Source organism: Sphingomonas faeni (assembly GCF_023195535.1).
Lineage (GTDB): Bacteria > Pseudomonadota > Alphaproteobacteria > Sphingomonadales > Sphingomonadaceae > Sphingomonas > Sphingomonas faeni_B.
Genome location: NZ_JALPNF010000006.1, coordinates 133,034 through 147,372, shown reverse-complemented (window position 1 = coordinate 147,372; position 14,339 = coordinate 133,034). Strand labels below are relative to the sequence as shown.

Here is a 14,339-nt window from a genome sequence, read left to right as displayed (position 1 = left end):
AGGTGGCTGGCGCTTGCCAGACGGAGGGGGAGGTAAACGACCACGTCAGTTCCGTGTCCTCCCCCTCCGTCGCTACGCGCCACCTCCCCCTGGCGGGGGAGGATCGCACAGTCTCCGATCACTCCGCCGGCAGATAGATCTCGCTGCCTTTCGCGCGGAACTTCTCGCTCATGTCGGCCATGCCCTTCTCCGCGTCGGCGTTGTTGCCGGTCGCGAAGATCGCCCGCTCAACATCACCCGCATCGACGTCCGCCGCAAGGAACGTATCCGCCGGCGCGTTCTGCTTGGCGGCAAAGTCGCGGACCTCCTGCGTGATCTTCATCGAGCAGAATTTCGGCCCGCACATCGAGCAGAAATGCGCGGTCTTGGCGCCCTCGGCCGGCAACGTCTGGTCGTGATAGGACTCCGCCGTGTCGGGATCGAGCGACAGGTTGAACTGATCGCGCCAGCGAAACTCGAAGCGCGCACGTGACAGCGCATCGTCGCGCATCTGCGCCGCCGGATGCCCCTTCGCCAGATCCGCGGCATGCGCGGCCAGCTTGTACGTGACTACGCCGACCTTCACGTCGTCGCGATCCGGCAAGCCGAGATGCTCCTTCGGCGTGACGTAGCAGAGCATCGCGGTGCCGTACCAACCGATCATCGCGGCGCCGATGCCGCTGGTGATGTGGTCGTAGCCGGGGGCTATGTCGGTGGTGAGCGGCCCTAGCGTGTAGAACGGCGCCTCGCCGCAGACCTCGAGTTGCTTGTCCATGTTCTCCTTGATCTTGTGCATCGGCACGTGGCCGGGGCCTTCGATCATGACTTGGACATCAGATTTCCACGCGCGGTGAGTGAGTTCGCCGAGCGTAAACAGTTCGCTGAACTGCGCTTCGTCGTTGGCGTCGGCGATCGAGCCGGGGCGCAGGCCGTCGCCGAGGCTGTAGGCGATGTCGTACGCCTTCATGATCTCGGTGATCTCGTCGAAGCGCTCGTAGAGGAAGCTCTCCTTGTGGTGGCTGAGGCACCATTTCGCCATGATCGAGCCGCCGCGCGAGACGATGCCGGTGACGCGTTTCGCGGTCATCGGGATGTAGGCGAGGCGGACGCCGGCGTGGATCGTGAAGTAATCGACGCCCTGCTCGGCCTGCTCGATCAGCGTGTCGCGGAAGATCTCCCAGGTGAGGTCTTCGGCGACGCCGCCGACCTTTTCGAGCGCCTGGTAGATCGGCACGGTACCGATCGGGACGGGCGAGTTGCGCAGGATCCATTCGCGGGTGTCGTGGATGTTGCGGCCGGTGCTGAGGTCCATGACCGTGTCGGCGCCCCAGCGGATCGACCAGACGAGCTTGTCGACTTCGGCGGCGACGTTGCTGGCGACCGCGCTGTTGCCGATGTTGGCGTTGATCTTGACGAGGAAGTTGCGGCCGATCGCCATCGGTTCGGATTCGGGATGGTTGATGTTGTTGGGGATGATCGCGCGGCCGCGAGCGATCTCGTCGCGGACGAATTCCGGGGTGACGAAGTCGGGGATCTGCGCGCCGAAGCTCTCGCCGTCTCGCCTGTACTCCTTGAGCATCGCGCGGCCGAGGTTCTCGCGGGTGGCGACGTATTCCATTTCAGGGGTGATGATCCCACGTCGCGCGTAGTGCATCTGGCTGACGTTCTGGCCTGCCTTCGCACGCAAGGGCCGCTTGATGCTGCCGGGGAATTGCGGGACGCCGCCGGAGCGGTCCGGGCCCAACTGCCCGTTGTCCTCGGGGCGGATTTCACGCGCGTCGTAGCTCTCGACATCGGCGCGAGCCTCGATCCATTGGCGGCGGATTGGCGGCAAGCCGGCGTTGATGTCGATTTGCGCGCGTGGGTCGGTGTAAGGGCCGCTGGTGTCGTAGACGCGCAGGGGGGGCTCGGAGCAGCTTGGGTCCAAGACGATCTCGCGCATGGCGACGCGGACGTCGGGGCTGGAGGGGACCGCGACGTGGATTTTCCGCGAGCCTCGGATCGGGCCGGTGGTTACGCCGATGTCTGCTGTCGGGATGCGTACTTCGATGTCGGCCATGCGCTTGCTCCTAAAGGTCTCGGAGCAAGGATTGCGGTTCTGTGGCGACCGCTCCCTCCCTCCGCCGGTATCAACCGGATCAGGTTCAGCGGGTCGAAGGCTCCAGCCTTCCTCTCAAGCGCGGATTAGCGCTCCCCCGGGGTGGGGTGAGCATAGGCGGCTTGGGATGGGGTGCAATGGGGAATTTGGTGGTGGTGCGGACAGTCGAGGCGTTTGCGTTTGGGCCTGCCCTTCGACTTCGCTCAGGGCGAACGGGAGTGGGGGCGGTGCCTTTGCGATCCTCCCCCGCAAGGGGGAGGTGGCTGGCGCTTGCCAGACGGAGGGGGCGGTAAGGGTAACTGCTGTTGCGCGTCCTCCCCCTCCGTCACCTTCGGTGCCACCTCCCCCTGGCGGGGGAGGATTGAGGTTGTGCAGACAAAGGAAAAGGCCGCTGCCCTGGTTTGGGGCTGCGGCCTTTCAGTGTGGCAGAGCCAAGATTACTTCGTCATGCCGGGCTTGTTCCGGCATCCACCGTGCCGCGCAATCGGGGGTGTCGATTTTGCGGCGCGGTGGACCCCGGAACTAGTCCGGGGTGACGGAGTGATTGGTTACGTCATGCCTTAAAATCTAAACGACACCGTCCCGCGCAGCGAATGCCAGCGGAAGTTCTCGTCGCTGCGGCGGAAGGTGGTGCCGCTGGTATTCGGAGCTAGCACGAATGGGTTGTTCGCCAGCAAGACCGGGCTGCCCGCAAGCGCGGTGCCGGCAGTCACGAGAACACGGGCGTCGTCGTCCTTGTACTGGTGATAGGTGTATTCCATGCCGATCGAGATGTTCCGGGTCAGCTTCTGCTCGATGCCGCCGCCGCCGACATAACCCCAGCGATTGTTCGAGCCGGTAGCTGCGAACGCGTTGGCGGTGTTGGTGGTGAAGAACAGATTGTCGATCTTGGCATAGCCGGCGCCGCCGGTGGCGTAGAACAGCGTGTTGCGCGCGGCGAGGCCGGCGCGGACGCGAGCCGAAGCTTCCCATTTCAGCTTGCGGGCCATCGTGTAGCTGGCGGGCGTGGTCGAGAAACCGGCGACGCTGTCGGTGATGTCGGACTTGCCGAATTCGCCGACCAGGCCGACCACGAACGGGCCGCTCTGCACGTCGAAGCCGGCGCGGCCATAATAGGACCAGCCGTCATCGTCGTTGCGGCACCCGAAATCGACGACCGCGGTGCGCGCGGAACCGTTGCAGAAGCCCGGCGAGAACGCGTTGCCACCGGTGATGGTGTTGACGCTTTCGTTGAAATTGCCGTCGCCGTTGCGATCGAACAGGATCGACGAGCCGACATCGTTGGGCTGGACGTCGTAGCCGCCGGCCGCGCCGATGTAGACACCCGAGAACGGCTTGCTGTCCCGGTCGGTGGTCATGTCCTGCGCGGCGGCGGGAACGGCAAAAATGCCCGCGGTCGCGAGACCGGCGAGCATGGTGAGCTTTGTGAAGTGTTTCATGGTCATTCCCCAAACAAGGATCGCGGCGCTCCTGAATGCGCCGCGATCCGAGATTTCTGTTTCAGTCCGTGACGGCGATCACGCGTTGGCGCCGCTGCTCCGAAGTGCGTCGGTGCGGTTGTTGGTCCCGTTGGGGAAGAAGCCCCCGCCGATCTTTGCGGTATTGGTCAGATAGGCGATGTTATGCACCTGCGCGATCGACCGGCTATAGGCCAGACCGTTGGCGTCGGTCGGGACGATGTTCGAGATCGTCGCATCGGTACCGGTGATGCCCTGATCGATGTCGCTGCTGCCGTCCAGGCTGTCGCGCGCGTCGCTGATCTGGCCCGCGATGGTGCGCAGCGACGGTGTATCCAAGCCCTTGCGGTACAGGATCGTGCGGATCAGGCCAGCGTGATAGGCCTCTGCCGCGAGGATGCCGGCGGCCGCCTCAAGATAGGTCTTGTTGGCGATCAGCGCCGCTGCGCCCTTGTACGCCGAGACGCCGACATCCTCGAAGATGTACGCGCCGAGCAGGAAGCTGTTGTCGTCGGCATAGGGGTTGAACACCTGCGATGCAGAGACGACGCCGGCTGCGCGTGCTGCGGCCGTGAACGCACCCGGCGCGGCGACCGTTCCAACCGAGATGTCGATCGCCGGTTGAGCGACGGCGGCGGTGCCGAGAGCGGTACGCAGGAACGCGACGTGCGCGACCTCGTCGATCGCGATCTCGCGGGCATATTCGCGGACGATCGCATCCTGAAACGGTACCTGTGCGCCGCCGGTGACGGCACCCTGCGTACCGGTGCCGGTCAGCAGGCTGGCGTTCAGCCCGACGCCGAATGCCGCGAAGGCGTAGAACTGCGCTTCGAGATATTCGAGGTTGAGCGCGTAGTTGAGGATATCCGCATCGTTGATGGCGGCGGCCGGTGTCGGGGTCGGCGTGGGAGCGGGTGCGAGATCTTCATCGTCGTTGCCGCAGGCCGCAAGCAGGCTTGCGCCACCGATGGCGAGGGCCGAGCCGCCGGCGAAGCGGAGGAAGCCGCGACGCTCGTTACGGCGTGCGGCAATCGCATCGAATATCTCGAGCTTGGTATTGAGATCGGTCATTGGGTTAATCCCTGAATAGCGAAGATGAGCGTTGGGCTGGGCTGAGGTGATCGGGCCGATATGATCGGGCCGATCGATCAGGCTGCCGCAGTGCTCGTCCTGATGTTGCCGGCCATGCCGTTCGGGAAGAACCCGCCGGCCGATGCCGCACCATTGTTGAGATAGACGATGTTGAGCACTTGGCTCACCGAGCGGCTATAGGCGACGCCGTTGCTGTCGAGCGGGACGATGTTCGACACGGTCACCGCGGCCTGCGTGGTGGCGAGGTTGATCGGCGTCGCGCTGTACGACGAGATGCCCTGATCGATGTCGTTCGCACCGAAGATCGTCGTGTTGGCGCCGCCACCGTCGAGGCTGTCACGTGCGCGCGAGATGGCATCGGCGGAGGTGCGCAGCGACGGCGTCGCGATGCCCTTGCCGTACAGCGTCGTGCGGACGATCGCGGCGTGATACGCCTCGACCGCGAGCAGGCCGGCGGCGGCCTCGAGATACGCCTTGCTGGTCAACAGCGGGGCGGCACCCTTGTACGCGGTCACGCCGACGTCCTCGAAGATGAACGCGCCCAGCAGGAACGCCTCGTCGGTGGCGTAGGGATCGAACGCGGTGCCGGCGGGCACGAGCCCGGCGGCCTGGGCGGCGAGCGAGAAAGCGCTGGTCGGCGAGACGCTGACGTCGATCACAGGCTGCGCGACGGCGGCGGTGCCGAGCGCGGTGCGGAGGAACCTGACATGCGCAATCTCGTCCTGCGCGATCTCGCGGGCGTATTGCGAGACTATCGGATCGGTGAAATTGACCTGGCGACCGCCGCGCACCGCACCCTGGGTGCCGGTGCCGCCGAGCAGGCTGTTGTCGAGCCCGGTGCCATAGGCGGCGTAGGAATAGAATTGCGCCTCGAGATATTCGAGGTTGAGCGCGAAGTTCAGGACGTCCGCATCGGTGACGGACTGGGCCGCCGCGGCGCTTGACATCGACAAGGCGGTCGCACCGGCCGCGGTGATCGCAGCGGCGCCAAGCGCATTTTTGAAGAACTCACGCCGCTCGCTGCGCCGTTCCACTCGCGCATCGAGGGCTTCGATCAGGTGCACGCTCTCGGTCATATCAGGGTCCTCCCCTTGTTGTTGCAGACGTCGGAGTTATTAAAACAATCGAACAATCCGGACCGATGAGAGTAACACCCTGTCGCCAAGGCCCGACTCGTAACGCGCTCTATTGCGGGCAGAAATCTGCCGTCCATTTCGAGAAACGGACGCAATGGGGAAATGGACGCAGCATTAACGGCAATGTCGTGAAATAAATTTCAGGTGGGGTGGCGGTGTGGTGAAGCGGCGGCGGGGCGGTCTTGCGAAGGCGCTCGGGGCGAATTCGCGGGAGCGTTCGGAAGATCGGGTCGCGGCGGTTTTGCGGGAGCTTCGGTGGCTGGCGTTGCGGGAGCTTCGGGGCGCTTTGGCCGCGGCAGTTTTAGTGGCCGGCTGGCTCTCGTCGGTGGGAAGTCGCTGGCGGTTGAGGCCTTGCGGTCTACTTTCCCCTTCCCTTCAAGGTAGGGGCTTTTCGTCGAATCTCTACCTTACGATCCTCCCCCGCCAGGGGGAGGTGGCGCCGTAGGCGACGGAGGGGGAGGACACTGAACCGGCGTTTGCGCTACCTCCCCCTCCGTCTGGCAAGGCCAGCCACCTCCCCCTTGCGGGGGAGGATCGATGGGTCAGAGGGCTTGGCTCAGAAGGTGTAGGTCAGGCCGATCGCGCCGAGCCACTGGTCGGCGTCGCCGACGTCGGCGACGATCGGGCTGTCCTTGTACTTGCCGACCATGCGGCCGTAGAGCACGCCAGCCCCGACGCCGAAGCCGTGGCGGAGATCGCCGGACAGGCTCTGCACCACGAACAGCGACGCATTGACGCGGCGGAAACCGCTGTCGTTGACGTCGTAGGTGCGCAAGCCGCTAGCGAGCGAGCCGATCGGCGTCACCGCCGCATAGGTGCGGCCGAAGCCCTTGCCGGCATAATCCGCCGACACGCCGAGCGAGACGAGCGTGCGCACCGAAAGCGGCGTGGTGTAGTTCACCTGCGGCGTGACGACGTAGCTGTCGTACGTGCCCGACACGTCGTGAACGTACGCGACGCGCGCGGTGAGCGTGTCGTAATCGCTGGTGATGACGCCGGTCCGGGCGACGCCGACATAGCCGCCGAGTTCGTAGGCGGTGTCGATCTTGCCGAGCGCGCGGACCTGGCGGTTGTCGATGTCGCCGGTGCGATCGCGACGGACGCCGCCGATGACACCGAGTTCGAAATTGGTGCCGACCTCGCCCGTGTTCGGGATCAGGTTGAAGTACAGCTGCGTGCCGCGGAGAAAGAAGTCATGGCCGCGGACCGTGCCAACGAACGCACCGGCGGGCGTGAAGGAATTGCTGTCCGCGCCCTCGTAGTCTGGCATCGACACCACGCCGAGCGCGACCGTGACGCGGTTGTTGTCGCGCGGGTCGGTGATCGGCGGCGACGGGTTTGGGTCCGTCTGAGCGAGCGCGGGCGTGGCGATCGCGAGCACCGCGATTGCGGCAGACGTGAAGAGAGTGAGTGCGCGCAAGGAAATGCTCCGGACAAAAGGTTCCCCGCCGCAACGCGGCGAAACCCTTTTCGGTCCGCTACGATCGGTCAGAAGATGTAACGCATTTTCACCTGTTGCAATTCGGCATCACCGGCAACCATGAACCGGGCGGCGGAAAAGCGTGGCGGACCGAACCGAACGGCGGCATTGCGCGAGAAGCCATATCCCTCGCGCGGGATGCCCGCGAGCGTATCCAGCTTAGCATTGTTGTTCTCGTCGTGGATCACCGCGAGCGCATACCCGCGCTGGGGAAGACCCGGAAAGCTGGTGATATGGACGTTGGCGGGGATCGACCGGGTGAGCGCGTTGGCGTCGTCGACACAGGCCGGGAAATTGTCGGGGTCGGCGGTCAGGCAGATCCGGATCACGCCCTTTGCCGAGCGGATATTGTCGATCTCTACGTCAAGCCGCGTGACGGGTGCCGTTGCTGCCAGCGTCAGCCACGCCAGCGCGCCCGCCGCTACCGGTGGCAACCGCGACACGCGCAGCCGCTTTCGCGTGCGATTTGGCGAAATCGCCAAGTCCTTTGTCGGTGCCGCAAAGCCGATCCCAAAAGCGGAAATAAAGGCCATAGTTGCACCCGTATTGTTCGTGATGGCGCTGATGATGGCTCGCCGTGATCAGCCAGCCCCCCAGTGCGCCGCGCCACATGAACCGGGGGAAAACCTCCCACCCCATGTGATTGGTTACCCCCATAACGGTCATGATCGTCAGTACCAGACCCAGTGCGCCGCCATGGATCGGAATCAGGAAGACCAGTAGCGGAATTATCACAGCGCCGGTGATGGCCTCGATCGGGTGAAACGCCATCGCGGCCCACGCGGTCGGCGGGCGGCTGGCGTGATGGACCGCATGCGCGAGCTTGAACGGCTTGGGCCGATGCATCCAGCGATGCGTCCAATAGAACCAGGCGTCGTGCGCAACCATGTAGGCGAGAACCGACACCGGCAGGTACCAGAGCGGATAGGCGTGGACGTCGCTATAGACCTGCGTCCAGCCACGATTCTGCCAGCCCCAGGCGACTATCCCTGCGGGCACGCCGTAGATCGCCGCCGACGCGATGCTCCACCAGATCTCGCGCCGCATCTGCGCATCCAGACCGCGATAGAGCCCCGGATGACGCGCGCGCGTGACGGCGGCGAACGCGCCGGAGACGACGAGATAGCGGACCCCGACGATCACGGTCATCGCGATCGCGGAGAGGAGGATGGCAAGCCACATGAGCGTACCATAGGGGATTTCGGCGCGTTGGGTAATGGGGTTTGCGGTGGCGGGCCGTGATGGGTGCGATGCAAGAATCAAAAGCTTCGCATCAGGGTCAGGGGTTGGTTGGCAGGCAGCAAGCGCTCACTTGCGGACACACGGACGAACGTCACGTAACTACCATTTTCTCTCCGCGGACTTGGGGCCCATCCCCCGAGAATCTCTTGGGGTTGCGATAGGCTCTATGCAGGGTGCGGAAAGATGTTAGCCTTCCTTTCAGAGCAGGATGACCTGCCAATCGGAGAGTGATGCATGGCAAACCACAGCGCCGCACGCGGGGATACGGGCCACGATACCGGCAAGGACCATAAGGGGCTGATCTACGTGATCGCTGGCAGCATCCTGGCGCTGGGGCTGGTGCTGATGGCGTTCTACGACCGGGCGGGCGATCCGATGCCGATCGCTTCGGTGCAGAAGCCGGTCGTTACCGCGCAGCAATAGCCCCGGGATTTAGTGAAGGCGCGGTGCGGTCGAAGATCAGGATCGGCGCGTCCCGGTAGGTGCCGGTGGTGTGCAGGCGGTAGCCGAGACGATCGGCGAGCCGGATCGAAGAGGCGTTAGCGGGATCTATGATGCAGGTCGTCGCAGGGATTCGCGCGTCGGTCCAGGCGAGGATCGCGGCGAGCGCTTCGGAAGCGTAGCCCTGGCCTTGCGCGGCGCCGGTAAGGGTCCAGCCGACTTCGGGGCCAAATTCCGAACGCGCATCGATCGATGGCTCGATCGCGCGGCGCGCCTCGATGAGACCGAGTTCGCCGATCAGCCGACCGGTCGCGGTTTCGCGCGCGATCCAGCTGCCGTACCCGAACAGCGTCCATTGGCCGATCGAGCGGAGCAGGCGGATCCAGACGTCCTCGCGGGTGCGCGGCTGCCCGCCGATCATCGTGTAAACGCGCGGGTCGGTCCACATCGCGGCGCAGTCCTCGAGGTCGGCGGCGACGTGGCCGGTCAGCGTCAGGCGGGCGGTGGTAAGCGTGGGGGCGGACATCGGGGGAGTTTAGGGCGGATTTGGCGGCGGGGGTATCCTTTGGTCGCGCGTCTCCCTTGCTGAGCGAATAGGTCGACCGTTGGAGCAAAGACCCCTGCGGCGGACGCCTCCCTCTGGCGGAGGCCGGGGTCCGGGGTCCGGGCGAGGAGGTGGAATAACGGCGCGCTACCGTCGTCTCGCGCGTCTCCCATTTGCGCCAATGCCTTCGCCGGGGTGGTACTGACTATACCATCCATACATGGTGGAAGTTTGGCTCCCCTCCCTTCCAGGAAGGGGCGACTGCGGGATTCTGGGCTTCCGGTGCCCTCCGGCGATGCAGGTTGTTTTCGCATTCGATTGCCCGGGAAAGGTTGTTTTCGCGGCGGGCGGTTTGCGCTAGTCCGGGGGGATGGCATCGACGATTTCTTGCGACGTCGCGATCGTTGGCGCGGGCTTGGCCGGCGGGATGATCGCGCTGGCGCTCAAAGCGAAGCATCCGGCGCTCGACGTGCGGCTGATCGACGCCGCGCCGATGGTCGGCGGCAATCATCTCTGGTCGTTCTTCGGCAGCGACGTGGCGGCAGGCGCTCGCTGGATCGTCGCGCCGCTCGTGGTGCACGCATGGCAGGGCTATGACGTGCGCTTTCCGGCGCATGCGCGGACGATCGATGAGACCTATTTTTCGATCGAGAGCGAGCGGCTCGACCGCGAAGTACGCCGGGTTTTGCCGGCGGATGCGCTGATGCTCGGGCAGAAGGTGTCGGGCGCGAGTCCGACCGCGGTAGTGCTCGCGAACGGCGACCGGATCGAAGCCAAGGGTGTGATCGACGCGCGGGGTCCTGGCGACCTGTCGCTGCTCGATCTGGCATGGCAGAAGTTCGTCGGGCGCGAACTGGTGCTGAAGGCGCCGCACGATAGCCCCACGCCGATCGTGATGGACGCGACCGTGCCGCAGATCGACGGCTATCGCTTCATCTATTGCCTGCCGCTGGCCGACGACCGGATGTTCGTCGAGGACACCTATTACAGCGACACCCCCGACCTCGATGTCGAGACGCTCACGACCCGCGTCCACGACTATGCCGAGGCTCGCGGCTGGGCCGTGGCGCAGGCTGCGCGCGTGGAATCAGGTGTGCTGCCGGTCGCGATGGGCGGCGATTTCGAGGCGTATTGGCGCTCGGGCGGGGCACATGTCGCCAAGGCGGGCATGCGTGCGGGGATGTTTCATCCGACCACCGGCTATTCGCTGCCGGACGCGGTGCGGACGGCGTCGATGCTGGCGGGTCTCAGCGATTTCTCCGGCGCGAAACTGCATGACACGACGCATGCGATGGCGCGGGCGACGTGGAAAAGCCGCGGCTTCTACCGGATGCTCGACACGATGTTGTTCCGCGCGTCCGAGCCCGAGGAACGCTATCGCATCCTCGAACGCTTCTACCGCCTGTCGCCGGCCTTGATCGGTCGCTTCTATGCCGGACGCTCGACCATGACCGACAAGGCGCGCGTCCTGACCGGCAAGCCCCCCGTCCCCATCGCGCGCGCCGTGCGCGCCATCGCAGGCAGTATGAGACCATGAAGACCGCAATCGTCATCGGCGCAGGATTTGGCGGGCTGGCGCTCGCGATCCGGCTGCAATCCGCGGGCGTGCAGACGACGATCGTCGAGTCGCGGGATAAGCCGGGCGGGCGCGGCTATTATTGGGAGCGTGATGGCTTCACCTTCGATGCCGGGCCGACGGTGATCACCGATCCGGACTGCCTGCGCGAATTGTGGGCGCTGAGCGGGCGCGACATGAGCGAGGACGTGACGCTCGATCCGGTGCTGCCGTTCTACCGGCTGAACTGGCCCGACGGGACGAATTTCGATTACAGCAACGACGACGTCCAGATGCGCGCCGAGATCGAGAAGCTGCAGCCCGGCGACTGGGCGGGATACGAGAAGTTCCTGGAATATTCGGCGGGGGTGTTTCACGAGGGCTATGAAAAGCTCGGCCATGTCGCGTTTCTCGATTTCGGGTCGATGATCAAGGCGGCGCCGGCGCTGGCGAAATACCAGGCGTGGCGCTCGGTCTATTCGATCGTGTCGAGCTATGTGAAGTCGGAGAAATTGCGCGAGGCGTTGAGCTTCCACACGCTGCTGGTCGGCGGCAATCCGATGACGACGAGCGCGATCTATGCGCTGATCCACAAGCTGGAGCGTGACGGCGGGGTGTGGTTCGCCCGCGGCGGCACCAACCGTCTGGTGGCGGCGCTGGTGACTCAGTTCGAGCGACTGGGCGGCGTGCTGCGGCTCGACGATCCGGTAACGTCGATCGGGACTCTCGGCGACCGTGCTACGGGTGTGACGTGCGCGAGCGGCTGGTCGGGTCAGGCGGATGCGGTGGCCGCGAACAGCGACATCATGCACACCTATCGCGACCTGCTGTCGACCTCGCGCAGTGCCAAGCGCAAGACCGGGTCGCTCGAGCGGAAGAAATACTCGCCGTCGCTGTTCGTGGTGCATTTCGGAATCAAGGGCACGTGGCCGGGCATCCCGCACCACATGATCCTGTTCGGGCCGCGCTATAAGGGGCTGCTCGAGGACATTTACGATCACGGCGTGCTGTCGGAAGATTTCTCGCTGTACCTGCATCACCCGACCGTGACCGATCCGTCGCTGGCGCCGGAGGGGCATTCGACGTTCTATGCGTTGGCACCGGTGCCGCATCTCGGGAAGTTCCCGGTCGACTGGGACGAGATCGCGCCGATCCTGGAGAAGCGCATCCTCGACGAGATCGGGCGGCGGTTGATCCCGGATATCCACGAGCGGATCGTGACGAAATTCTCGTACGCGCCGAAGGATTTCGCGCAGGATCTGAATGCGCATCTGGGGAGCGCGTTCTCGCTCGAGCCGGTGTTGACGCAGAGTGCGTATTTCCGGGTGCACAACCGCGATGAGCATATTCCGAACCTGTACTTCGTGGGCGCTGGGACTCATCCAGGGGCTGGCATTCCTGGGGTTGTCGGGAGTGCTAAGGCTACGGCTCGTTTGATGCTTGAAGGCGAGAAGTAAGGTTTGTTCACGCGGAGGCGCGGAGACGCGGAGGTGTCGCGCTTGTCGCGCAGCGACCGTGTCTCCAACGATTTGCGGAACCTCAGTGAAGACAGCGCGAGCGCTGTCCGGAAAGAGACACCTCCGCGTCTCCGCGTCTCCGCGTGAACCCATTCTTCCCTTGCAGCACCCCGCGCGCTTCCCCTAGCGAGGCAGAATGAAGAGACTTGCTGTGTACTGCGGGTCGGCGACGCCGGCTGATCCCACCTATATCGAAGGCGCTCGCGCGCTGGGGCTGGCGTTTGCCGAGCGGGGGATTGGCCTCGTTTATGGCGGCGGCCGGACCGGGCTGATGGGTGCGATCGCCGATGGCGCGCTCGAGGGCGGCGGCGAGGTTATCGGCGTTATCCCGCAAGCCTTGGTCGATGCCGAGGTCGCGCATCGCGGGCTTACCGAGCTGCACGTCGTCACGGGGATGCATCAGCGGAAGCAGATGTTCACCGATCTTTCCGACGGTTTCGTGACGATCCCCGGCGGAACCGGGACGATGGACGAGCTGTGGGAGGCATTGAGCTGGGCGCAGCTTGGCTATCATGCGGATCCGGTCGGGTTGCTGAATACCGCGGGCTATTACGACCACCTGATCGCGTTCTGGGAGAAGATAGGCGAGGTCGGGTTTCTGCGGCCGCAGCACCGGGACTTGCTGATCGTGGCGGATACGCTGGATGTGCTGCTCGACCGGATGGCGGAACATGTGCCGACGCAGCCGATCGTGCGGATGAACGCGTCGGATTTGTGAAGATCGAGACGGTAAGCTCCGCCTATTCTCGTTCTCCCGCGAACGCGGGAGCCCAGAAGCCGCTGGCGCGGCGTTTGTGGTCCTGGGCCCCCGCTTTCGCGGGGGGACTAGAATGAGTCAGGCGCTTCCAAGCCGGGAGGCGATCGTCGCTACCGCGCACGAATCGATCTCGCGGGGATCGAAGAGTTTTGCGGCGGCCAGCCTGTTGTTCGACAAGCCGACGCGGGAGCGGGCTTGGCTGCTGTACGCGTGGTGCCGGCGGTGCGACGATATCGCGGACGGGCAGGATCATGGCCACGGCATGACCGTGGTCGACGACGCCCCTGCCCGGCTGGTGCAGTTGTCGGCGATGACCGAGCAGGCGCTGGCGGGCGAAGTGGTCGGCGAACCGGCCTTCGATGCGCTGCGGATCTTCGCCGCCGAAACCCGACTGCCGAAGCGGTTCGCGCGCGATCTGGTCGAGGGGTTTGCGCTCGATGCGCGCGAGTGGCGGCCGCGGTCGGAAAACGATCTCTACAAATATTGCTACCATGTCGCGGGTGTCGTCGGGTGCATGATGGCGATCGCGATGGGCGTCGATCCCGACGACGAGGACACCCTCGATCGCGCGTGCGACCTGGGGATGGCGTTCCAACTCGCCAATATCGCGCGCGACGTCGAGGAGGATGACCGGGTCGGGCGGTGTTATCTGCCCGAGGACTGGCTCGTGGAGATGGACTTTCCGCCGGGTCAGCACATGAAGCCGCCGTTTCGCTCGCGGCTCGCCGTGTTGACGAAGCGGATGGCGGAGCGAGCTGCGGCTTTCGAGGCCAGCGCGCGGGAGGGGACGCCGGCGTTGTCGTTCCGGTCGGCGTGGGCGGTATTGTCGGCGGCGGGAATCTATGGCGCGATCGGGCGGACTGTTGCCGCTCGGGGCGAGCATGCGTGGGACCACCGGGTGACGACCTCGGGGATGCAGAAGCTGGGGTTTATCGCCAAGGCGGGGCGCCAAGCGGCGCGGCGGGAGACACTGTATCCGCGGGCGCCGAGGGATCCTCGGCTGTGGACGCGGCCTCGCTAACTACCGGCGTCTAGCTTGTT

General features: G+C 65.0%; 13 protein-coding genes and 1 riboswitch. Of the genes, 5 read left to right on the top strand and 8 right to left on the bottom strand.

Annotation, left to right across the window (positions count from 1 at the left end; genetic code table 11):
* Nucleotides 1-118 precede the first annotated feature (118 nt).
* The 7 genes from thiC to SPHN_RS12865 all read right to left on the bottom strand — a co-directional run bounded on the left by thiC (nucleotide 119) and on the right by SPHN_RS12865 (nucleotide 8,424).
* Nucleotides 119-2,038 carry a phosphomethylpyrimidine synthase ThiC gene (thiC, locus tag SPHN_RS12895; protein ID WP_248523884.1) on the bottom strand — a complete coding sequence of 640 codons (1,920 nt, stop codon included), beginning with the start codon at nucleotides 2,036-2,038 and terminating at the stop codon, nucleotides 119-121.
* Nucleotides 2,039-2,077: 39 nt separating this feature from the next.
* Nucleotides 2,078-2,187, bottom strand: a riboswitch (TPP riboswitch).
* A 450-nt stretch (nucleotides 2,188-2,637) separates the two neighbouring features.
* Nucleotides 2,638-3,516, bottom strand: a complete 879-nt coding sequence (locus SPHN_RS12890; protein ID WP_282580563.1) for an outer membrane protein — start codon at nucleotides 3,514-3,516, stop codon at nucleotides 2,638-2,640.
* Between the two features lie 78 nt (nucleotides 3,517-3,594).
* The gene (locus tag SPHN_RS12885; protein ID WP_248523882.1) at nucleotides 3,595-4,605 is read right to left on the bottom strand and encodes a ferritin-like domain-containing protein; all 1,011 of its coding nucleotides are present in this window, start codon (nucleotides 4,603-4,605) and stop codon (nucleotides 3,595-3,597) included.
* 77 nt (nucleotides 4,606-4,682) lie between these two features.
* Entirely contained in the window at nucleotides 4,683-5,702 is a 1,020-nt protein-coding gene (locus SPHN_RS12880) for a ferritin-like domain-containing protein (protein WP_248523881.1), read from the bottom strand.
* 616 nt (nucleotides 5,703-6,318) lie between these two features.
* The gene (locus tag SPHN_RS12875; RefSeq protein WP_248523879.1) at nucleotides 6,319-7,182 is read right to left on the bottom strand and encodes a MipA/OmpV family protein; all 864 of its coding nucleotides are present in this window, start codon (nucleotides 7,180-7,182) and stop codon (nucleotides 6,319-6,321) included.
* A gap of 68 nt (nucleotides 7,183-7,250) precedes the next feature.
* Complete coding sequence (locus SPHN_RS12870; protein WP_432715090.1) at nucleotides 7,251-7,685, bottom strand: DUF2141 domain-containing protein; 435 nt, start codon at nucleotides 7,683-7,685, stop codon at nucleotides 7,251-7,253.
* Complete coding sequence (locus tag SPHN_RS12865) at nucleotides 7,606-8,424, bottom strand: sterol desaturase family protein (protein WP_248523877.1); 819 nt, start codon at nucleotides 8,422-8,424, stop codon at nucleotides 7,606-7,608. The genes SPHN_RS12870 and SPHN_RS12865 overlap by 80 nt, the downstream gene beginning before the upstream one ends.
* 294 nt (nucleotides 8,425-8,718) lie before the next feature.
* On the opposite strand from SPHN_RS12865, the gene SPHN_RS12860 reads away from it, so the two are divergent.
* Nucleotides 8,719-8,907: a hypothetical protein gene (locus tag SPHN_RS12860; RefSeq protein WP_248523875.1), complete on the top strand. Its 189-nt coding sequence runs from the start codon at nucleotides 8,719-8,721 to the stop codon at nucleotides 8,905-8,907.
* On the opposite strand, the gene SPHN_RS12855 is transcribed toward SPHN_RS12860, so the two are convergent.
* The gene (locus tag SPHN_RS12855; protein WP_248523873.1) at nucleotides 8,891-9,451 is read right to left on the bottom strand and encodes a GNAT family N-acetyltransferase; all 561 of its coding nucleotides are present in this window, start codon (nucleotides 9,449-9,451) and stop codon (nucleotides 8,891-8,893) included. The two genes, SPHN_RS12860 and SPHN_RS12855, sit on opposite strands and share 17 nt — an antisense overlap.
* 388 nt (nucleotides 9,452-9,839) lie before the next feature.
* On the opposite strand from SPHN_RS12855, the gene crtY reads away from it, so the two are divergent.
* The 4 genes from crtY to SPHN_RS12835 all read left to right on the top strand — a co-directional run bounded on the left by crtY (nucleotide 9,840) and on the right by SPHN_RS12835 (nucleotide 14,319).
* Nucleotides 9,840-11,006, top strand: coding sequence for a lycopene beta-cyclase CrtY (gene crtY / locus SPHN_RS12850; protein WP_248523871.1), 1,167 nt, complete (start codon nucleotides 9,840-9,842; stop codon nucleotides 11,004-11,006).
* Nucleotides 11,003-12,481 (top strand): phytoene desaturase, encoded by a 1,479-nt coding sequence (locus tag SPHN_RS12845; protein WP_248523869.1) that lies wholly within the window; start codon nucleotides 11,003-11,005, stop codon nucleotides 12,479-12,481. The genes crtY and SPHN_RS12845 overlap by 4 nt, the downstream gene beginning before the upstream one ends.
* 196 nt (nucleotides 12,482-12,677) lie before the next feature.
* The gene (locus SPHN_RS12840) at nucleotides 12,678-13,259 is read left to right on the top strand and encodes a TIGR00730 family Rossman fold protein (RefSeq protein WP_248523867.1); all 582 of its coding nucleotides are present in this window, start codon (nucleotides 12,678-12,680) and stop codon (nucleotides 13,257-13,259) included.
* Between the two features lie 112 nt (nucleotides 13,260-13,371).
* Nucleotides 13,372-14,319 carry a phytoene/squalene synthase family protein gene (locus SPHN_RS12835; RefSeq protein ID WP_248523865.1) on the top strand — a complete coding sequence of 316 codons (948 nt, stop codon included), beginning with the start codon at nucleotides 13,372-13,374 and terminating at the stop codon, nucleotides 14,317-14,319.
* The last annotated feature ends 20 nt before the right edge of the window (nucleotides 14,320-14,339 follow it).

What these genes read in the sequence shown, in the direction of transcription:
- thiC (WP_248523884.1), bottom strand. Translation starts at nt 2,038, where the DNA reads ATGGCCGACATCGAAGTACGCATCCCGACAGCAGACATCGGCGTAACC.
- SPHN_RS12890 (WP_282580563.1), bottom strand. Translation starts at nt 3,516, where the DNA reads ATGAAACACTTCACAAAGCTCACCATGCTCGCCGGTCTCGCGACCGCG.
- SPHN_RS12885 (WP_248523882.1), bottom strand. Translation starts at nt 4,605, where the DNA reads ATGACCGATCTCAATACCAAGCTCGAGATATTCGATGCGATTGCCGCA.
- SPHN_RS12880 (WP_248523881.1), bottom strand. Translation starts at nt 5,702, where the DNA reads ATGACCGAGAGCGTGCACCTGATCGAAGCCCTCGATGCGCGAGTGGAA.
- SPHN_RS12865 (WP_248523877.1), bottom strand. Translation starts at nt 8,424, where the DNA reads ATGTGGCTTGCCATCCTCCTCTCCGCGATCGCGATGACCGTGATCGTC.
- SPHN_RS12860 (WP_248523875.1), top strand. Translation starts at nt 8,719, where the DNA reads ATGGCAAACCACAGCGCCGCACGCGGGGATACGGGCCACGATACCGGC.
- SPHN_RS12855 (WP_248523873.1), bottom strand. Translation starts at nt 9,451, where the DNA reads ATGTCCGCCCCCACGCTTACCACCGCCCGCCTGACGCTGACCGGCCAC.
- crtY (WP_248523871.1), top strand. Translation starts at nt 9,840, where the DNA reads ATGGCATCGACGATTTCTTGCGACGTCGCGATCGTTGGCGCGGGCTTG.
- SPHN_RS12845 (WP_248523869.1), top strand. Translation starts at nt 11,003, where the DNA reads ATGAAGACCGCAATCGTCATCGGCGCAGGATTTGGCGGGCTGGCGCTC.
- SPHN_RS12840 (WP_248523867.1), top strand. Translation starts at nt 12,678, where the DNA reads ATGAAGAGACTTGCTGTGTACTGCGGGTCGGCGACGCCGGCTGATCCC.
- SPHN_RS12835 (WP_248523865.1), top strand. Translation starts at nt 13,372, where the DNA reads ATGAGTCAGGCGCTTCCAAGCCGGGAGGCGATCGTCGCTACCGCGCAC.